We start from the raw sequence: 20145 nt of genomic DNA, 5'->3' as shown, positions 1-20145 counted from the left end.
TTATAAAAAGAAAGGGCTTCCAATTTAGGAAGCCCTTTCTTTTTGTTTTTTGGTTATTATTTTTTGATTAATTTTTTTGTTACTGAGCCTTGATCAGTTGTTATTTTTACTAAATAATTTCCTGAAGATAGATTGGTTAGATCGATAGATTCGGTGTCTTTTATCGCTGTTTTTACTAAAGTTCCCAACATATTATAAATTTCAATTTTTTGAACATTTTCGGCAGAGATAAATAATTGATTTGAAACTGGATTTGGATAAATTGCTAAGCTGCTTGCAGCAAATTTCGGGTTTAATCCTAGATTGCCACTGTAAGCAGTTTTTATATAGAATAAATTTGCAGTATCTTTTTTCGCAATTGTATGATTGCCTGCATCTAGAGTTAGAGTGAGAACTCCTCCTGTAGCGGTATAATTTGTACCGTCTATTTTTGCAGTACCGGCTGCTTCTACAAATACAAGTGTCAATGTACTGGTTTGCGTAGTTGTGTATGTTATGGTAGTTGCAGTTTCCATTTTTAGACACTGGGTTAATGTCAAATCTTTATAGGTTACAGTTCCTTTGTTTGTAGCAAGATTTCCTGTAATAGTGTAAAAAGTATTGTCTTTTCCTGATGTAGTAAAATTGTGTATTTGATCGCCAGGAGGAGTTGTTACTGCGCCTTCAAGAGTTATCGTTCCTGTTGCAGTTGCTGGTGTTCCCGCCGCACCACTAGTAGCGATTGAATAGGATACATTTGCAGTTGGAGTTCCAGAAATTGTAATAGTTTTGTTTGGAGTATCTTTTGTAAAAATGATTCCGTTTGATGGTAAACCCGTTACGGTTGCATTAGTTGCGTCACCTCCCCAAGTAAATATCATTGGTTCTATTGCCGTGTTAGCAGTTACTGTTTGATTGTTGTCCGTGTCAGTAGAAAGCGTTTGACTGCTTACAACTGCGGCAGTTTCGCCTTGTACTGCAACTAGAGTAGAAGTATAGTTAGTAAGTGCAGTTTTAAGAGCTGTAATAACAAGGGCAGAAGAATCATCTGTCGCATTGTTAAAAGTCCATTTTAAATCACCTCCAGAGACACGTCCAGCGTATTGAATCACTTTTGCTTTTGCAGTTGCCGGTTGTTCAACAACTAAATTTTTTACATATAATGATACATTAGTGTCAAAATTATTATAGGTATTAGCGCCTGAAAATGATTTTACTGTTGCAGGAACCTGGTCTCCTCGATTTGTGACAACATAGGCATCGAAATCTGTAGTTGAACTAATTTTTCCTGACACATTGTATAATGGATTTGTATCGCCATAAGCTACAAAACGCATGTTGTTGGTTGCGATATCAGCATCAAAAGTGTTGTTAAATGCTTTGATAGATCCGCCAGCTTCGCCAGAAAAAGTTCCTAAAGTTCCAGGGTTATTTTTCTGATTGGCTTCATCCCAAACATCAGTTCCTTGTAAAGAGATCATCATAGGGTGTTTACTATTTCGATAATAATTGCTTTCTACAAACAATGACGAACCTAGAGTAGCACCTGAGCCATATTTTGAATTTCCATCGAAATAATTATTGTAAATGTGCGCTGAATAGAATCTTACACGTGGATGACGAGAATCTGAATGATCAAACCAGTTATGATGATAAGTGATGTATAAACCTGTTGTAGTTCCTTCACTTAATCCCAATAAACTTGATTTTCCGCTATCCCAAAAGTGATTGTAAGCAAAAGTTACATAAGTAGATCCTTTATTATCCATTGCTCCGTCACCTTTTATTTGATCGGCATCAGAACCCGCATTTCCGTAAAATAAATCACAATTGTGAACCCAAACGTGGTCATTTTTGTCTTGTAAACCAACATTGTCACCAGCAGTACTATTACAGTTCATAAAACCAAGATTACTAACTTCAATATTAGATGCCGATTTTAGACGTATTCCCATTCCGTTTACAACTGCATCATTTCCAATACCTTCAATAGTAACATAACTATTTGCATTATTTGCGTTTTCGATTGTAATGTCGCCGCCTTCCATTACTGTCATATCTGTAATGTTTCCAATTAAACGAATGATAAACGGACGTGTGTCTTTTCCTTTTTTAATACCGTATAAAATGTTTTGTAAACCAACGCATGGATTTGCGCTCGCTCCGGTAATATTCATCGAAATTGTATTTTTTGTGTTTTGTGTAATGTAAAGTATAACGGCTCCAGTTTTAGGGGTTCCATCTGCATTATATGCTCCAGGAATACGACCACCATCAAAAGCAAAGCCGTTACGATCTTGAGCTAAAACTGTTAAGCTAGATGTCGTACTTCCTGCACCTTCTACAGTTGCGGTAACTGGTTTAACTGTTATCGTGTAGTTTCCGGCAGCTAAACCCGGAATGTCAGCGCGGAAATAAGAACCATAACTACGAATTAATTCGTTATCGATTTTTTTATTGGTTTGGCCTCCTCCAGTATAGTAGACATTGTAACTGTCTACTCCGGCAAGTGGTGTCCATTTTACAAAAGCAGATTCAAGCCAGCCTGAAGATTCTGTTAAGGTCAATTGTTGGGCCGATAGGTGTACGGAGACCAACAGTAAAATGAGGTAAAGTAGTTTTTTTTTCATAAGTAGTTTTTTAAGGTTGTTTAGTTTGTGGTTTTTTGTGATCTCAATTTTAATTAGTGGTTATTTTAAAATTGTAATCGATTACACAAAAATATGCTTATTTTTTGAATTATGATTATTTTTAAGTTAAAAAATACATCATGTAAAAAAAATAATAATTTTTTACGGAATATGTAATTAATTGCATTAAATGTAATTTATTACATATTCCTAGAATTAAGGCTTGGCAGTTTTTTTTGGATACTTTTGACTGCTTTTCCCCAAAATAAAATGCTAAAATTTTTTAGCTGTATTATTGCTAATGTTTCATTTTAAATAAAGAAAAGAGGTGTTAATTTTGAGTTTTTAGAATGTGTGGAATAATTTTTAATACAAAAAGAGGTTTGCATAGGATTCTCGAAACGATTATATAAGTTGATGTCGATATAATTTTTGTAGAATAATTGAATTAAGGATTAAGTTTTTATAAGAGAATGTAGATTGGTTTAAAAGAAATGTCTTCACTCTGGGAAAAAATGAGGCATAAAAAAAGCCTTTTTGAATTTCAAAAAGGCTTTTTTTATGTGTGGTAAAAAATTATTTATTGTTTGCTAATTTTAATAATAATCTTAAAAATTCAATGTATAACCAAACTAATGTTACCATTAATCCCATCGCTCCGTACCATTCCATAAATTTTGGCATTCTTTCCTGAACACCTTTTTCGATCTGGTCGAAATCTAAAAATAAATTTAGTGCAGCAATAATGATTACAAAAACGCTAATTCCTATACTCATCATTCCGTTTCCATAATGAACAGGAGTGAAATTAAAAATCAAAGAAGCTAGCCATGAAATTAAGTAATAAGTTGCAATTGCTAAAGTCGCAGCAATCACTACCGATTTGAATTGTTCTGTAACTTTTACAATTTTAAATTTATATAAACCTAAACATACTAAGAAAGTAACTAAAGTTGCTCCAACGGCATTAATTACAATTCCAGGATATTTAGCTTCAAATATTGCCGAAATTCCTCCTATAAATAATCCTTCAAAGAAAGCGTATCCAGGGGCTAAATAAGGAGAATATTGTGGTTTGAAAGCAGATATTATCACTAGTATAAAACCAACAATAGCGCCTCCAAATGCAGGAACCATAATGTTCATTTCATTAAAAAACATCCACCAGGTCAGGATTGATCCAGCACATAATAATAAAAATAAAATTGCTGTTTTATTAATTGTACCAGACAAAGTCATTTCTTGATTGTAATCAATAATTTGTGCGTGATGTACTTCTTCTGCTTTTGAAACGGCATTTGATGAAAAACGCTTGTTGCTTAAAAACGGATTTTTCGAATTAAAGTTCATAATGTAATAGGTTTTAAAACTTATCAAATATAATCGATATTTTGGTATATGCCTGTATTGCTATGGAATTTTTAACAATTAAAAAGGAATAGTTTTAAGGATTTATTCGTACAAATAAAAAAGCCGTCAATTATTATTGACGGCTTCTATTTATATAAGATTTTAAATTTTAATTTAAAAGATCTAAAACTAAAGAAGGGAATAAACCTAAAATAATATTTAATGAAATTGAGACAATAGCAACTGCATAAATAAGAAATGGTTTTCCTGTACGTTCTTGATTTGGCTCTTTAGAATACATTGCCAAGATTAGTTTGAAATAATATCCAACACTAATAATTGAATTAATAACCGCAACAATTACTAAAGCAATATATCCAGCCTGAATTGTTTGGTTGAATAAAAACAACTTTGCAAAAAATCCTGAAAAAATTGGAATACCGGCCATAGATAATAATGAACCTGTAAGGATAGCAGCCAATAATGGATTTGTTTTTCCTAAACCATGAAAGTTGGTAATATCTTCGTTATCCTGATTTTTACATACATATAAAATAACACTAAAAGCAGCAATTCCTGCTAATGCATATGCAGTTGAATAGTATAATAAAACACCACTTGAAGTTGCTACAGTTAAAAGAGTCATTAACATAAAACCTGCATGTGAGATTCCAGAGAATGCCAACATACGTTTTACATTTACCTGACGCAATGCCATTATGTTTCCGACAGTCATAGAAGCAATTGAAATAATTACAACGATGTTTTCAAAAGTACCTAATAGATCTTGATTGTCTAAAGAGGGAACTAAATTTAAAGCGTAAACTAATTTATAAAGTGTTGCAATCGCTACAACTTTAGCCAAAGTACTCATTAAAGCAGTTGTAAGTGCAGGTGAACCTTCGTAAACGTCTGGAGCCCAAAAATGAAATGGAACTGCTGCTACTTTAAACAACATACCAATGATCATTAGAATCATTCCAATTGGAAACCAGATTGGCAACTCAGCAGATAAAGATATTTCGTGAATTTCAGCAACGTCAAACGTTCCCATAGCACCGTAAATCAAACAAATTCCGAACAAGATAATTCCAGATGCAAATGATCCCATCAAGAAATATTTCATACCAGCTTCGTTACTTTTTAAATTCAAACGATCACTTGCTGCAAGAACATATAATGCAATCGATAAGATTTCGATTCCTAAGAAAAACATTGCTAGATTTCCAAAAGAAACCATTGCAACTCCACCCGCTAATAAGAAAACTTTTAAAGCAACAAAATCTGAAATTTTGGTTGGATGATTCTCGTAAAAATTATGGCTTAATGCTACTAAGAAAATAGTAAGAACAATAAATAATGATGAAAAGGTAGTAGAGAACTTACTTACCGTAATCATATTATTATAGTAACTTGCTGTTGATCCAAATTCGTAAAAGTTAAGTGCCAAAACACCCAATAAACCAATAATGGTAATAGGAACAATGGCCTTTCTTAAATTAAGAATTTCAAACAATAGGCAGAAAATACCCAATCCTGTTATAGCTATTAATGTATTCATTTTTGTTTTTTTGATTTAGGAAATCTAAAACTAATGACGCCCTAATTTATTTTTATTTAAAATATTAATTTTTATTGATAACGTTTAGAATTGTTTCTAAACTTGGTGTGATCAAATCTGTAATTGGTTTTGGATAAAATCCGAAGAAAATCAAAACCGCAATAATTGCTACAAATGAAATTCCTTCATTAATAGAAACATCTGTAAAAGTTTTAGAATTTGTTTCTCCTAACATTACATTTTGAAACATTTTAAGCATATAATAAGCTCCTAAAATAATAGTTGTTCCACCTAAAACAGCAAACCAAATATTAATTTGAGAAAGACTATACAAAACCGTAAACTCTCCAACGAAATTAAAAGTACTTGGCAAAGCTACAGAAGCCAATACCAAAATTAAAAACATAGAAGTAAATTTCGGTGATTGTGTACGGATACCACCCAATTGAGAAATTTCTCTAGTTTCAAATCTTCTAAAAATAACTTCAGCAGCAAAGAACAATCCTACCACAACAAAACCGTGAGCAATCATTTGTAAAACAGCACCACGTAAACCATCAATAGTTAGCGTGTAAGTTCCTGCAGCAATTAATCCAACGTGCGCAAGAGAAGAATAAGCTAATAATTTCTTTAAATCTTTTTGTCTCAAGGCAACAATTGATCCGTAGATAACTCCGGCAATTCCTAAAGCAATAAAGATATTCATGTATTCTTTCGCAGCTAATGGTGCAATTGGCAATTGCCAACGAATTACACTATACAATCCCATTTTTAGCATGATACCAGACAAAAGCATAGTTCCAACAGTTGGAGCTTTTTGGTATACATTTGCTTGCCATGTGTGGAAAGGAATAATTGGAATTTTAATAGCGTAAGCTAAGAAGAAAGCCAAGAATATCCAAAGTTGTTCAGTAGCTGATAAATTTAATTTGTAAAGATCTTCGATCAAGAAACTACCTGCTTTTTGGTATAAATAAATGAAAGCAATAAGCATGAACAATGAACCTGCAAGTGTGTAAATAAAGAATTTCACAACAGCTTTTCTACGTTCTTCGGCATCACCATTACCCCAAATAAGTGCAATAAAATAAATTGGAATTAAAGCTAATTCCCAGAAAATATAATACAATAGACCATCTGCTGCAAGGAAAGTTCCTGTCATAGCAAAAGCCATAAATAAAATTAAAGCATAAAAACCTTTTGCATTTTTATATTCATTTCCAAAAGAAGAGAATATAATAATTGGCGTTAATGCTACAGTTAATAATAACATTGCCATACCTAAACCATCAGCATTTAGAGCAAATGAGATTTTAGGTTGAGTAATCCAAGCGCTGATTAAACTAATGTTTTCGCCTGCACAAAAATGATTTAATAAAACAATTGAACAACCTAAAGCCGCCAAACTAAAGAACAAAGCTACTTTAGATGCTAGTTTGTCACCAACAAAATAAGTGGCAAATGCACCAATTAGAAGAATAATTAATATAAGAGAAACGTTCATAGTTGTAAAATTATTTAGCTAAAAATATATAGGAAACAATGGCACAAAGCCCCAAAACAAAAACAAAAAGATATAATCCAATACTTCCGGTTTGTAGTTTTTTACCTTGAAAAGCTAATTCGTTAGTTATTTTTCCCAATCCAAAAACAAGAGCAGATATACCTGTCTCAATATAGTCTCTGAAGAATTTTGATAATCCGTTGATAGAGCGAACAAATATTGCGTCGTAAGCTTCGTCTACATAATATTTGTTATATAAAACTTTTGTTAAGCCTGTAATGTTTTCATCAGCTTCCGGAACATTATCTTGTTTAAAGTATTTAACATAAGCAATTAAAATACCTAATAATCCGCCTAAAACCGCAACACCCATTAAAGTATATTCAGTTGTGCCTAAATGATGTTCTTCTCCTGCTACTTTGGTAAAAAGTGGCGCTAAATATTCATTTAACCAGCTATTTCCAGGCAAACTAATTAATCCACCAAAAGTAGCCAAGATCGCTAAAACAATTAATGGGAAAGTAATTAATCCGTCACTTTCGTGTAAATGATGTTTTTGCTCTTCAGTTCCTCTAAAATCTTTAAAGAAAGTTAAGAACATTAATCTAAACATATAAAACGCAGTCATGATCGAAGCGATAGATCCAATAACATAAAGCGGAATATTGTGGTGGAAAGCAGTCATTAAAATTTCATCCTTTGAGAAGAAACCTGAGAAGAATGGAACTCCAGAAATTGCTAATGAAGAAATTAACATTGTCCAGAAAGTGATTGGCATTGCTTTACGCAAACCACCCATTTTACGCATATCTTGTTCTCCGTGTAATCCGTGAATAACAGATCCTGAACCTAAGAATAAACAAGCTTTAAAGAAAGCATGAGTTATTACGTGAAAAACAGCCACTTCGTAAGCGCCAAATCCTAATGCCAAAAACATTAAACCTAATTGCGAAACGGTAGAGTAGGCCAATACTTTTTTAATATCTGTTTGAACCAAACCAATTGTTGCAGCTACTAATGAAGTTATACCTCCAATAACAGCAATAATATTTTGAACATCCGGTGCCAGATCAAAAACAAAGTTTAATCTTGTTACCATAAAAATACCAGCAGTAACCATTGTTGCAGCGTGAATCAATGCCGAAACTGGAGTTGGTCCAGCCATCGCATCAGGTAACCAAGTGTATAATGGAATTTGAGCAGATTTACCACAAGCACCAATAAATAAACATAAAGCAGCTAACGAAAGTAACGTAGTATCTAAGTTAGTTGCTCCTGCAATTGCAGTTTTTAAAGTTGCGTAATCTAAAGTTGAGAACATTGAACCAAGAATGAACATCCCGATTAAAAGACCTAAATCTCCAATTCTGTTCATGATGAAAGCTTTTTTCGCAGCATCATTGTAATCTTGGTTTTTATGCCAAAATCCAATTAATAAGTAAGAACAAAGTCCAACACCTTCCCAGCCAATAAATAAAACTAATAAGTTACTTCCAATTACAAGAGTAATCATGAAGAATACGAACAGATTCAAATATGCAAAAAATTTATGCATATTCTCATCGTCGTGCATATAGCTGATAGAGTATAAGTGAATCAATGATCCAATACCAGTTACAAAAAGCAACCAAAGTAAAGACAACTGATCTAATAAAAATCCAAGATTGATATGTAAATTACTAATCTGAATCCAGTCAAATAAAGTAACCTGAACGGCTTGTTTTGTTTGGCTTAATTGATTGAAAAAGAAAAGTGTAACAGCAAAAGAAACTACTACAGCAGCAGTCCCGATAATTCCTGAAACAGTTTTTCCTAAGCTTTTGCCAAAGAAAACATTGATTAAAAATCCTAATAAAGGAGCTAATACTAAAACTAAAGCTAAATTGGTATCCATTTCCATTTATCCTTTTAAATTTTTTAAATTATCGATACTAATCGAACCTAAATTTCTAAAGATCGAAACTAAAATAGCCAATCCAACTGCAACTTCAGCCGCAGCAACTGCCATCGAGAAGAATACAAAAACTTGTCCTTGTGCATCTTGATGATAAGTTGAAAAAGCAACAAATAAAAGGTTAACAGCATTCAACATGATTTCGATAGACATGAATACAATAATAGCATTTCGTCTGTACAATACACCAAAAATACCAATACAGAAAAGTACAACACTTAAAAAGATGTAATTTTCAATACCTATTTGATTTAATATATTACCCATTATTTATTTAATTTTTCTTTTTTAGACAATAATACAGTTCCAATCATCGCTACTAAAAGCAAGATCGAAGCAAATTCAAACGGAACCATATATTCGTTCAATAATATTTTACCCAAAACCTGAATCGATTGGAAATCTTCACCAGTCGAATCATATTCTCCAACAATTGGCTTAGAATTGATAAAAATGGCAATCAATACAATACAAATCAAACAGAAAGAAACAATAGCGCCCAAACGTGTAATTCTAGGGCGGTGAACTTCTCGCTGCTCATTCAAGTTCATTAACATGATCGTAAACAGGAATAAAATCATAATCGCTCCCGAATAGACTATTATGTGTACAATAGCCAAAAATTGAGAGTTTAATAGTAAATAATGACCTGCAATAGAGAAAAAACAAATCACCAAATAAATAGCACTGTGAATTGGGTTTCTGCTAAAAATAGTCAAGAAAGCAGTCATTACCGTAATAAACGCTAAGAAACAAAATATAATTTGTACAGTTGTTGCGTGTGCAAAATCAGGAATATGTATCATTTAGTTAGCATTATTAAGTTGAGCATTTTTGATAGCCACATCAAGAGGCATCACTAATCTGTCTTTTCCAAAAATAAAGTCTTCTCTTTCATAGCTAGAAGGAACCAAAACTTTTGAAGTTGTCAAGTAAATTGCATCTTTTGGGCAAGCTTCTTCACATAAACCACAGAAAATACAACGTAACATATTGATTTCATATATCGAAGCATATTTTTCTTCTCTGTACAAATGTTTTTCATCTGCTTTACGTTCTGCAGCTTTCATTGTAATTGCTTCAGCTGGACATGATAAAGCACATAATCCACAAGCAGTACAGTTTTCGCGACCTTGCTCATCGCGTTTCAACTGATGTTGACCACGGTAAACCGGACTCATTTCACGCACTTGCTCAGGATAGTGAATCGTTACTTTTTTTCTGAATAAGTGTTTAAGTGTAATACCTAATCCTTTCACAATCGCCACAAGATACAATCGCTCCCAAAAAGTCATCTCTTTGTGAGAGACCATCTTTTTTCTACCCGATAATGATATAGTTTCTATTGACATTTTATAATGTATGATTTACGATTTACAATTTGACAGTAAAATCAAATTCAAAATCTGTTTTATTTATTATTTGTAGCTAATCCTTCTATCCACTGTATCTTTTATGGTGAACCCCACCATAAAAGGATGCCGCTTCTATCAGGGCTAGAGCATTACGGTTCCTAGAATCCTAAAGCTGCTGCAATATCGTGTCTTAAAATAACAGCTCCAGTAATCATTATGTTAATGATCGAAAGCGGAATCAAAATTCTCCAGCCTAAGTTCATTAATTGGTCATATCTAAATCTTGGAATTGTCCAACGTACCCACATATAGAAAAATATGAAGAAACATAATTTTGCAAACAACGCTGCGATTCCTAAAAGGTTAGCTGTATTTACACCAACATTTTCTACCATCCAGCTCATTCCAGGATAATTGTAACCTCCAAAGAATAATACAGATATAATAGTTGCAGAGATAAACATACTCGCATATTCAGCAAACAAATAGAATCCCATTTTCATTGATGAATATTCTGTGTGGTAACCTCCAATTAATTCGTTTTCACATTCTGCTAAATCAAAAGGAGTTCTGTTAGTTTCTGCAAATGAACAAATTAAGAATATCAAGAAAGATAATGGTTGGTAAAATACATTCCAATGCATTCCTTCTTGTTGTAATGAAATTTCTTTTAAGCTTAAAGTTCCAGTCATCATCAATAAAGCAATCATTGATAATCCCATTGCAACCTCATAAGAAACCATTTGCGAAGCTGCACGAACAGCTCCCATCAATGAGAATTTATTGTTAGAAGCCCATCCACCAATCATGATACCATAAACTCCAACAGAAAGTACTCCAAAAATGTATAGAATACCAATATTAATATCAGTAGCTTGTAAAACAACATCACGACCAAAAATATGCAATTTGTCTCCCCAAGGAATAACGGCACTGGTCATTAAAGCAGTACTCATTGCAATTGCTGGTCCCACAACAAATAAAAATTTATTAGGTGTATTTGGAAAAAACTCCTCTTTCGAGAATAATTTCATTCCATCAGCAAGAGGTTGTAATAAACCACCCCATCCAGCACGGTTAGGTCCAACACGATCTTGAAGATAAGCTGCAACTTTACGTTCAGCCCAAGTCGAATACATTGCCATAATCATTGTTATCGCAAAAACGACAACAATTACAACGCTCTTTTCTATAATAAATGCACTTTCCATTTCTTAGACTTTTTTATCATTAGCAGTTAATGGAATTGCAGCCATACTAATTTTTTTACGATCAATATCTCTACCTAAAAGAATATTCTTTTCAGTATCAATTTCAACTTTCTCTAATTTTTGAGTGTAATTATTTTGGTTGATTACAGAATCTTTTTCAAATTCTCTTGGTCCTTCAATTACCCAGTCACTAACATTTTTATGATCAAAACGACAGCTGTTGCAAATGAATTCTTCAACTTCATGATACTCGTCTTTACGACCAGTTACACGCTGAATTTCTCCTCCAAACATCCATACAGTTGTTTTTCCACAACATCCCGGAGTTGTACATTCTCTGTGCGCATTAAAAGGTTTGTTGAACCAAACTCTTGATTTAAAACGGAAAGTTTTATCTGTTAAAGCTCCAACAGGACAAACGTCAATCATGTTTCCAGAAAACTCATTGTCGATTGCTTTAGAAATTCCGGTAGAAATATTAGCGTGATCACCACGATCTAATACTCCGTGAACTCTGTTGTCTGTTAATTGATCTGCAACTTGTACACATCTTTGGCATAAGATACAACGGTTCATATGTAGTTGAATATTTGGCCCAATATCTTCTGGTTCAAATGTTCTTTTTTCTTCAATAAAACGTGACTTCGGATTTCCGTGTTCAAAACTTAAGTTTTGCAAGTCACATTCTCCAGCCTGATCACAAATAGGGCAATCTAATGGGTGATTGATCAATAAAAATTCAGTAACAGATTTACGAGCTTCCGTAACTCTGTCCGAAGATTTACTATTTACTTCCATTCCGTCCATACATCCTGTTACACAAGATGCCATTAATTTTGGCATTGGTCTTGGGTCAGCTTCACTACCTTTTGCAACTTCAACTAAACAACAACGACATTTTCCGCCGCTGCCTTTTAATTTTGAGTAATAGCACATGGCTGGCGGAACCAAATCTCCACCAATCATACGTGCAGCCTGCAGGATCGTTGTTCCTGGCTCTACGTCTATACTTTGACCGTCTATGGTTACTTTCATCTCTTATTGATTTGAATGTTGAAAGTCGGAATATTCAAAAGATTTGCTGTCCTTTTAATATTGTTAACTTTATAACTTTCTACTTTATTTTTTATACGATTACTTTACCGCCTACTAAATGCTTTACTTGTGAAAAAGGTTCAGCAACAAAGTGATCTCTATTTTTAATTTTTTCAGGGAAACGAACATGATATTCAAATTCATCTCTAAAGTGACGAATTGCTGCTGCTACTGGCCAAGAAGCTGCGTCACCAAGTGGACAAATTGTATTTCCTTCGATTTTACTTTGAATGCTCCATAATAATTCGATATCCTCTTCACGACCTTGACCGTTTTCGATTCTCCATAATATTTTTTCTAACCATCCAGTTCCTTCACGGCAAGGAGTACATTGTCCGCAAGATTCGTGGTGGTAAAAACGAGCAAAATTCCAAGTGTTTCTTACTACACAAGCAGTATCATTGTAAACTATAAATCCTCCAGAACCTAACATAGATCCGGTAGCAAAACCACCATCACTTAAAGATTCGTAAGTCATTAATCTGTCTTCTCCATTTGCAGTTTTGAAAATTAATTCTGCCGGTAAAATTGGCACAGAAGATCCTCCGGGAACAAACGCTTTTAAAGGTCTGCTAGAAGACATTCCACCTAAATATTCATCAGAATTCATGAACTCATCTACACTTAAACCTAATTCAATTTCATAAACACCAGGATTTTTAACGTGCCCTGAAGCTGAAATTAATTTAGTTCCTGTAGAACGACCAATTCCTATTTTTGCATAATCATCGCCAGAGTTGTTGATGATCCAAGGCACAGTTGCAATAGTTTCTACGTTATTTACTACAGTTGGATTTGCCCAAAGTCCAGAAACCGCAGGGAAAGGTGGTTTAATACGAGGATTTCCTCTTTTACCTTCCAAAGATTCAATAAGTGCAGTTTCTTCTCCACAAATATAAGCTCCGGCTCCACAATGAACGTGTAATTCTAAATCGTAACCTGTTCCTAATATATTTTTTCCTAACCATCCGGCAGCTTTTGCTTCGGCGATTGCTCTTTCTAAAATTTTGAAAACCCACATATATTCTCCACGAATGTAGATGTATGAAAGGTTAGCACCTAAAGCGAAACTAGAGGTAATCATTCCTTCGATCAATAAGTGAGGAATAAATTCCATCAAATAACGATCTTTAAATGTTCCTGGTTCAGACTCATCAGCATTACAAACTAAATGTCTTGGTTTTCCTGATTTTTTATCAATAAAACTCCATTTCATTCCAGCTGGGAAACCAGCCCCACCACGTCCGCGAAGACCTGATTTTTTTACTTCTTCAACAACTTCATCTGGTGTAAGTGTTTTTAAAGCTTTTTCTACAGATGCATAACCACCATTTTGGCGATATACTTCGTAGGTTTTAATTCCTGGAACATTGATTTTATCTAATAATATTTTCTGTGACATCTTATTTATCGTGTAATATTATTTTATTATCTCTACAATCAGCGATTAACTGATCGATTTTATCTTCTGTCAATTTTTCTTTGTAGAAATCACCTAACTGCATCATCGGAGCATATCCGCAAGCACCTAAACATTCTACGCCAGCAATGGTAAACATTCCGTCTGGAGTTGTTTCTCCCATTTTAATGCCTAATTTTTCAGAAGTATAATCCATTAAATTTTCGGCACCATTTAAACAACAACAAGAAGTCTGGCAAAATTCGAACATGTATTTTCCAATTGGTTTTTGGTTGTACATGGTATAAAAAGTAACCACTTCGTAAACCTCAATTGGTTTGATGTGCAAAATTTCTGCAACTTTATCCTGCAACTCAATACTCAACCAGTTATCATGTGCATCTTGCACTTCGTGCAAAACTGGCAACAAAGCTGATTTTCTTTTGTCTTCCGGATAATGACTGATTAATTCATTGATGCGAGTCATCAATGCTTCGGTCATGTTTATTTCTTGTTTGTAATGTTTTCGTTCCATTTTTAATTTTAGATTTTAGATTTTAGATTTTAGATTTTTTTTAATCTTTGTCTACAATCTATGATTCTTCAATCATTATTTAAGTTTTAGATTCTTCAATCTGAATTTTTCAATTCGTAATTATAATTTTTAAATCTAAATTCTAAAATCTGCATTTCAATCAGCAATCTAAAATCTACAATCTAAAATCTACAATTTGTTAGGCGTCTAATTCTCCAGCAATAACATTTAAACTTGATAGAATAACAATTGCATCTGATAATAAAGCACCTTTAATCATTTCTGGATATGCTTGGTAATAAATAAAGCAAGGTCTTCTAAAATGTAATCTATATGGAGTTCTACTTCCGTCTGTAACTAAATAGAATCCTATTTCTCCATTTCCTCCTTCAACTGGGTGGTAAATTTCTGCAACTGGTACAGGAACTTCTCCCATTACGATCTTAAAGTGATAAATTAAAGATTCCATAGAAGTATAAACATCTTCTTTTGGAGGAAGATAGTAATCTGGAACTTCAGCATGATATTCGTTTCCGGCTGGCATTTTTTCTAATGCCTGACGAATAATGCTTAAACTTTCCCAAACTTCAGCATTACGAACACAGAAACGATCGTAAGTATCTCCTGATTTTCCAACAGGAACCACAAAATCGAAATCTTCGTATGATGAATAAGGTTGTGCAACACGAACGTCGTAATCAACTCCCGCAGCACGTAAGTTTGGACCTGTAAATCCGTAAGCCATTGCTTGCTCTGCCGAGATTGCACCTACGTCTACAGTTCTATCAAGGAAAATTCTGTTTCTTTCGAATAAGTTTACAAATTCTTGCCAAGCGACAGGAAAATCTTGTAAAAACACATCTAATTTGCGGAAAGCTTCTGGTGACCAATCTCTTTCGAAACCACCAATTCTTCCCATATTTGTTGTTAAACGGGCACCACAAATTTCTTCATAGATCTCGTAAACTTTTTCTCTAAATTGAAAAACATATAAGAAACCAGTATAAGCACCAGTATCTACACCAAGAATTGAGTTACAGATTAAGTGATCCGTAATACGTGCCAATTCCATTACAATAACTCTTAGATATTGAGCTCTTTTAGGAACTTCAATATTTAATAATTTTTCTAAAGTCATCCACCATCCCATATTGTTAATAGGGGAAGAACAGTAGTTCATACGGTCTGTAAGTGGAGTAATTTGATAAAAAGGACGATTTTCGGCAATTTTTTCGAAAGCTCTGTGAATGTAACCAATTGTTGGTTCGGCCTCAAGAATTCTTTCTCCATCCATTAACAAGATATTTTGAAAAATACCGTGAGTGGCTGGGTGAGTAGGACCTAAATTAAGTACTGAAAGCTCGCTTCCGTCTTCATTTAGTCTATCTTTTACTATTTTAGCATATCGATGCTCTGGTGATAATAATAGTTCTGACATTTTATAATGTTGAATTATTTATTTTTAGCAATTTGTTGTTGTTCTTCCAAAGAATCTGTCGTCTTTATCAGTTCTTCCGCTGTCTTCCATTGGGAATTCTTTTCGCATTGGGAACGATATCATTTCGTCCATATTCAAAATACGTTTCAATTGCGGATGACCAATAAAGTTAATCCCGAAGAAATCGTAAGTTTCTCTTTCCATCCAATTTGAACTCAAGAAAATGTTTGAAATGGTTTTTATCTCTGGTTTTTCACCATTTATGAAAACTTTGATTCTAATACGTTTGTTTTCGTACCAATTGTGTAAGTGGTATACGATTGCAAACTGACGATCTGTTTCGTTGTCTGGATAATGAACTCCACACAAATCTGTTAAAAAGTGGAAACGTAAATCAGAATCATTTTTCAAAAAAAGAATCAGGGCTGTAATTTTATCAGCTGTAGTTTCTAATGAAAAAATATCTCTTTCTTGTTGAAAGTTAAAAACACTTGTGTCAAATGTTTCTGTAAGTTTATCTTGAATTAGGGTGTTTTCTAAAGCCATCTTATGAAATATTATATGAAGCTAGTAATTCTTGGTATTCTGGTGAGCTTCTGCGTCTAACAGATTCGCTTTTTACCAATTCTTGAAGTTTCATTACTCCATCAACAATTTGTTCTGGTCTTGGCGGGCATCCCGGAACGTAAACGTCAACCGGAATAACTTTGTCAATTCCTTGTAAAACTGAGTAAGTATCAAAGATTCCTCCTGATGAAGCACATGCTCCAACTGCAATTACCCAGCGAGGTTCAGACATTTGTTCGTAAACTTGTCTTAAAATAGGCGCCATTTTTTTAGAAATAGTTCCCATTACTAATAACATATCTGCCTGGCGAGGAGAAAAACTCACACGCTCAGAACCAAATCGTGCTAAATCGTAATGTGATGCCATTGTAGCCATGAATTCGATACCACAGCATGAAGTTGCAAAAGGCAATGGCCATAATGAATTGGCTCTTGCTAAACCTACAACATCATTAAGTTTTGTAGCGAAGAAACCTTCTCCTACAACCCCTTCGGGTGGCGCAACCATATTTACATTTGAATCGCTCATTTTTATTTTAGATTTTAGATTTCTGATTTTAGATTTTTGCAAATCGTGAAAATCGAAATCAATATTTAAAAATCAATATTATATTTTGAGAAACTTACTTTCAAATTTAGAATTCTAAATCAGGTCAATTTAAAATCTATAATCTGAAATTTAAGATTTCTTATTCCCAGTCTAATGCTTTTTTCTTGATAATGTAGAAAAAGCCAACTAAAAGAAGTGACATAAACACGATCATCTTAAGCATTCCTTCAATTCCTAATTCTTTAAAGTTTACTGCCCATGGGTAAAGGAAAATAACCTCTACGTCAAACAATACAAATAAAATGGCAACTAGGAAATATTTTACTGAGAAAGGAATACGTGCGTTACCTACAGATTCGATACCACACTCAAAGTTTTTATCTTTTACTTCAGAGCTTCTTTTTGGTCCTAATTTTCCGGATATAATGATTGTTCCTACTACAAAACCAATAGCTAAAATGGCTTGCATTAAAATTGGAATGTAACTGTATTGATCAGATTGCATAAACTTAGGTTTTTTACTTAAAGAATAAGCCACAAAGATAACTTTCAACTCTGTAAATCACAAACGAAAGGAGGATATAAGTACCCGATGAAACATCGTTTACTTGTAATTTTTATCGATTATAAATAACAATCTCTTTTTTTAAGATTTTTTTAAGATTTGGGCAAAAAAAAACGTTTCGAAATAAATCGAAACGTTTTCAAAACCATTCAGAGGCAAAAAAAATAAATTGCTATATTTTTCTTAGATTACTGCTACTTTAGCAGCAACTTTCCCTTTTCTTCCTTCTTCTTCTTCATAGCTTACACGGTCACCTTCGCGTAATTCTTCCGCGTTAATTCCTGAAGCGTGAACGAAGATATCTTTTCCTGTTTCTTCGTCTGTAATGAATCCATAACCTTTAGATTCATTGAAAAATTTTACTGTACCTGTACGCATTGTAATTGTAATAATAATTTATAATGAAGCAAATGTAAGATATAAATTCATACAAAAGACAATAAGGTGTTAATTTTTTGTAAAAATTATTGATTCACAGTGTTTTCGCTATTTATTTTGCATCAAATGTAGTCTGCTACTACCTAAAATAACGAATCATTATTGATAGTTCAAAACCCTGAACACCTGAATTGTTTGTAGTAAATTAACTACTTTGATTTTAATGTTGTTTTTTGGTTAATTTTTGTTAAGAAATAAAAAAAAACTGCAGCTAAAAAAGTTGCAGTTTTTGTGTTTTAATTTTATTTAAAAAAAATTAGATCGTATCAAGTTTGATATGCAATTCTTTTAATTGAGTATCGTCAATTGCAGCAGGTGCATCGATCATTACATCACGTCCTGAATTGTTTTTAGGGAATGCAATAAAATCTCTAATAGTTTCCTGTCCACCCAAGATTGCAACTAAACGGTCTAAACCAAAAGCCAATCCTCCGTGTGGTGGTGCTCCAAATTGAAAAGCATCCATTAAGAAACCAAATTGAGCTTTTGCTTCGTCTTCAGTAAATCCTAAATATTTGAACATTAATTGTTGAGTTGCCTTATCATGAATACGAATAGATCCTCCTCCAATTTCATTTCCGTTTAAAACCATATCATAAGCATTGGCACGAACTTTTCCTGGTTCTGTCTCCAATAATTGCATATCCTCTGGTTTTGGCGATGTAAATGGATGGTGCATTGCATGATAACGACCACTTTCTTCGTCCAGTTCTAATAATGGGAAATCTACAACCCATAGTGGAGCAAATACTTCTGGATTACGCAATCCTAAACGAGTTGCTAATTCCATACGAAGTGCAGAAAGTTGAGCACGTGTTTTGTTAGCTGGTCCAGAAAGTACAAAAATCATATCTCCAGGTTTTGCACCTGTTATTTTTGCCCATTGTCCTAAATCATCCTGATCGTAGAATTTGTCCACAGATGATTTAAAAGTTCCATCGTCATTACATTTTGTATAAACCATTCCTGATGCTCCAACTTGTGGACGTTTTACCCAGTCAATTAACCCGTCAATTTCTTTACGAGTGTAGTTTCCTGCTCCAGGAACAGCAATTCCCACAACTAATTCAGCAGCATTAAATACTGGGAAATCTTTGTGTTGTGCAAATTCGTTTAACTCACCAAATTCCATCCCAAAACGAATGTCCGGTTTGTCATTTCCGTATGTTTTCATGGCATAATCGTAGGTAATTCTTGGGAATTTATCTACTTCAATACCTTTAATTTCTTTTAATAAATGTCTTGTCAATCCTTCAAAAACATTCAAAATGTCTTCTTGCTCTACAAATGCCATTTCGCAGTCGATTTGTGTAAACTCAGGCTGACGGTCTGCACGTAAATCTTCGTCACGGAAACATTTCACAATTTGAAAATATTTATCCATTCCGCCCACCATCAATAATTGTTTGAAAGTTTGTGGAGATTGTGGTAATGCATAAAATTGGCCTTCGTTCATACGACTTGGTACAACGAAATCTCTCGCTCCTTCTGGAGTAGATTTGATTAGGTAAGGAGTTTCAACTTCGCAGAAATCTAAATCAGACAGATATTTACGAACTTCCATCGCTACTTTGTGGCGGAACAATAAGCTGTTTTTTACCGGATTACGACGAATATCTAAATAACGATATTTCATTCTGATATCTTCTCCGCCATCAGTCTCATCTTCAATTGTAAATGGAGGAGTTAAAGCAGCGTTTAAGATTGTTAATTCAGTAACTAAAATTTCGATTTCACCAGTTGGAATGTTTTTGTTTTTTGCTTCACGCTCAATTACAGTTCCTTTTACCTGAATAACAAATTCTCTACCAAGAGTTTTGGCCAATTCGAAAACCGTTTTTTCGGTACGACTTTCGTCGAAAATAAGTTGTGTAATTCCGTAACGGTCGCGCAAATCAACCCAATTCATAAATCCTTTATCGCGTGATTTTTGAACCCAACCCGCTAGTGTAACTTCCGTATTAATATTTGAGGCGTTTAATTCGCCACAATTATGACTTCTATACATGATCAA

18 protein-coding genes are annotated in these 20145 nt (G+C 33.7%); all 18 read right to left on the bottom strand.

Features of this window, described 5'->3' with window-relative positions:
• Positions 1-56: 56 nt before the first annotated feature.
• The gene (locus IW18_RS06555; RefSeq protein WP_041516770.1) at positions 57-2609 is read right to left on the bottom strand and encodes a pectate lyase family protein; all 2553 of its coding nucleotides are present in this window, start codon (positions 2607-2609) and stop codon (positions 57-59) included.
• Between the two features lie 576 nt (positions 2610-3185).
• Complete coding sequence (locus IW18_RS06550; RefSeq protein ID WP_041516769.1) at positions 3186-3959, bottom strand: Bax inhibitor-1/YccA family protein; 774 nt, start codon at positions 3957-3959, stop codon at positions 3186-3188.
• 169 nt (positions 3960-4128) lie between these two features.
• Positions 4129-5520, bottom strand: a complete 1392-nt coding sequence (locus IW18_RS06545; RefSeq protein ID WP_041516768.1) for an NADH-quinone oxidoreductase subunit N — start codon at positions 5518-5520, stop codon at positions 4129-4131.
• 64 nt (positions 5521-5584) lie between these two features.
• A complete protein-coding gene (locus IW18_RS06540) occupies positions 5585-7024 on the bottom strand; it encodes a complex I subunit 4 family protein (protein WP_041516767.1) in 1440 nt (479 codons plus the stop codon).
• Positions 7025-7034: 10 nt separating this feature from the next.
• A complete protein-coding gene (gene nuoL, locus IW18_RS06535; RefSeq protein WP_041516813.1) occupies positions 7035-8918 on the bottom strand; it encodes an NADH-quinone oxidoreductase subunit L in 1884 nt (627 codons plus the stop codon).
• Between the two features lie 6 nt (positions 8919-8924).
• Positions 8925-9245, bottom strand: coding sequence for an NADH-quinone oxidoreductase subunit NuoK (gene nuoK / locus IW18_RS06530; RefSeq protein ID WP_017494599.1), 321 nt, complete (start codon positions 9243-9245; stop codon positions 8925-8927).
• A complete protein-coding gene (locus tag IW18_RS06525) occupies positions 9245-9784 on the bottom strand; it encodes an NADH-quinone oxidoreductase subunit J family protein (protein ID WP_041516766.1) in 540 nt (179 codons plus the stop codon). Before IW18_RS06525 ends, nuoK begins: the two co-directional genes overlap by 1 nt.
• A complete protein-coding gene (locus tag IW18_RS06520) occupies positions 9785-10330 on the bottom strand; it encodes a NuoI/complex I 23 kDa subunit family protein (RefSeq protein ID WP_041516765.1) in 546 nt (181 codons plus the stop codon). It lies immediately after the preceding gene.
• Between the two features lie 161 nt (positions 10331-10491).
• Entirely contained in the window at positions 10492-11544 is a 1053-nt protein-coding gene (gene nuoH / locus IW18_RS06515; RefSeq protein WP_041516764.1) for an NADH-quinone oxidoreductase subunit NuoH, read from the bottom strand.
• Between the two features lie 3 nt (positions 11545-11547).
• Positions 11548-12579: a 2Fe-2S iron-sulfur cluster-binding protein gene (locus IW18_RS06510; RefSeq protein WP_041516763.1), complete on the bottom strand. Its 1032-nt coding sequence runs from the start codon at positions 12577-12579 to the stop codon at positions 11548-11550.
• A 91-nt stretch (positions 12580-12670) separates the two neighbouring features.
• Complete coding sequence (gene nuoF / locus IW18_RS06505) at positions 12671-14041, bottom strand: NADH-quinone oxidoreductase subunit NuoF (RefSeq protein ID WP_041516762.1); 1371 nt, start codon at positions 14039-14041, stop codon at positions 12671-12673.
• Between the two features lies 1 nt (position 14042).
• Entirely contained in the window at positions 14043-14573 is a 531-nt protein-coding gene (locus IW18_RS06500; RefSeq protein ID WP_041516761.1) for a complex I 24 kDa subunit family protein, read from the bottom strand.
• 199 nt (positions 14574-14772) lie between these two features.
• Positions 14773-16011: an NADH-quinone oxidoreductase subunit D gene (locus IW18_RS06495; protein ID WP_041516760.1), complete on the bottom strand. Its 1239-nt coding sequence runs from the start codon at positions 16009-16011 to the stop codon at positions 14773-14775.
• A 24-nt stretch (positions 16012-16035) separates the two neighbouring features.
• Positions 16036-16557, bottom strand: a complete 522-nt coding sequence (locus IW18_RS06490) for an NADH-quinone oxidoreductase subunit C (protein WP_041516759.1) — start codon at positions 16555-16557, stop codon at positions 16036-16038.
• 1 nt (position 16558) lies between these two features.
• Positions 16559-17107, bottom strand: coding sequence for an NADH-quinone oxidoreductase subunit B (locus IW18_RS06485; protein WP_041516812.1), 549 nt, complete (start codon positions 17105-17107; stop codon positions 16559-16561).
• Positions 17108-17267: 160 nt separating this feature from the next.
• On the bottom strand, positions 17268-17633 hold the full coding sequence (locus tag IW18_RS06480) for an NADH-quinone oxidoreductase subunit A (RefSeq protein ID WP_041516758.1): 366 nt from the start codon (positions 17631-17633) through the stop codon (positions 17268-17270).
• A 243-nt stretch (positions 17634-17876) separates the two neighbouring features.
• The gene (locus tag IW18_RS06475) at positions 17877-18071 is read right to left on the bottom strand and encodes a cold-shock protein (RefSeq protein ID WP_007137066.1); all 195 of its coding nucleotides are present in this window, start codon (positions 18069-18071) and stop codon (positions 17877-17879) included.
• 316 nt (positions 18072-18387) lie between these two features.
• A complete protein-coding gene (gene aspS / locus IW18_RS06470; protein WP_041516757.1) occupies positions 18388-20139 on the bottom strand; it encodes an aspartate--tRNA ligase in 1752 nt (583 codons plus the stop codon).
• Between the last annotated feature and the right edge of the window lie 6 nt (positions 20140-20145).

It is taken from the genome of Flavobacterium hibernum (assembly GCF_000832125.1).
In the GTDB taxonomy this organism is placed as follows: Bacteria; Bacteroidota; Bacteroidia; order Flavobacteriales; family Flavobacteriaceae; genus Flavobacterium; species Flavobacterium hibernum.
This window is presented reverse-complemented; position numbering and strand designations above follow the sequence as displayed.

What these genes read in the sequence shown, in the direction of transcription:
- IW18_RS06555 (WP_041516770.1), bottom strand. Translation starts at nt 2,609, where the DNA reads ATGAAAAAAAAACTACTTTACCTCATTTTACTGTTGGTCTCCGTACAC.
- IW18_RS06550 (WP_041516769.1), bottom strand. Translation starts at nt 3,959, where the DNA reads ATGAACTTTAATTCGAAAAATCCGTTTTTAAGCAACAAGCGTTTTTCA.
- IW18_RS06545 (WP_041516768.1), bottom strand. Translation starts at nt 5,520, where the DNA reads ATGAATACATTAATAGCTATAACAGGATTGGGTATTTTCTGCCTATTG.
- IW18_RS06540 (WP_041516767.1), bottom strand. Translation starts at nt 7,024, where the DNA reads ATGAACGTTTCTCTTATATTAATTATTCTTCTAATTGGTGCATTTGCC.
- nuoL (WP_041516813.1), bottom strand. Translation starts at nt 8,918, where the DNA reads ATGGATACCAATTTAGCTTTAGTTTTAGTATTAGCTCCTTTATTAGGA.
- nuoK (WP_017494599.1), bottom strand. Translation starts at nt 9,245, where the DNA reads ATGGGTAATATATTAAATCAAATAGGTATTGAAAATTACATCTTTTTA.
- IW18_RS06525 (WP_041516766.1), bottom strand. Translation starts at nt 9,784, where the DNA reads ATGATACATATTCCTGATTTTGCACACGCAACAACTGTACAAATTATA.
- IW18_RS06520 (WP_041516765.1), bottom strand. Translation starts at nt 10,330, where the DNA reads ATGTCAATAGAAACTATATCATTATCGGGTAGAAAAAAGATGGTCTCT.
- nuoH (WP_041516764.1), bottom strand. Translation starts at nt 11,544, where the DNA reads ATGGAAAGTGCATTTATTATAGAAAAGAGCGTTGTAATTGTTGTCGTT.
- IW18_RS06510 (WP_041516763.1), bottom strand. Translation starts at nt 12,579, where the DNA reads ATGAAAGTAACCATAGACGGTCAAAGTATAGACGTAGAGCCAGGAACA.
- nuoF (WP_041516762.1), bottom strand. Translation starts at nt 14,041, where the DNA reads ATGTCACAGAAAATATTATTAGATAAAATCAATGTTCCAGGAATTAAA.
- IW18_RS06500 (WP_041516761.1), bottom strand. Translation starts at nt 14,573, where the DNA reads ATGGAACGAAAACATTACAAACAAGAAATAAACATGACCGAAGCATTG.
- IW18_RS06495 (WP_041516760.1), bottom strand. Translation starts at nt 16,011, where the DNA reads ATGTCAGAACTATTATTATCACCAGAGCATCGATATGCTAAAATAGTA.
- IW18_RS06490 (WP_041516759.1), bottom strand. Translation starts at nt 16,557, where the DNA reads ATGGCTTTAGAAAACACCCTAATTCAAGATAAACTTACAGAAACATTT.
- IW18_RS06485 (WP_041516812.1), bottom strand. Translation starts at nt 17,107, where the DNA reads ATGAGCGATTCAAATGTAAATATGGTTGCGCCACCCGAAGGGGTTGTA.
- IW18_RS06480 (WP_041516758.1), bottom strand. Translation starts at nt 17,633, where the DNA reads ATGCAATCTGATCAATACAGTTACATTCCAATTTTAATGCAAGCCATT.
- IW18_RS06475 (WP_007137066.1), bottom strand. Translation starts at nt 18,071, where the DNA reads ATGCGTACAGGTACAGTAAAATTTTTCAATGAATCTAAAGGTTATGGA.
- aspS (WP_041516757.1), bottom strand. Translation starts at nt 20,139, where the DNA reads ATGTATAGAAGTCATAATTGTGGCGAATTAAACGCCTCAAATATTAAT.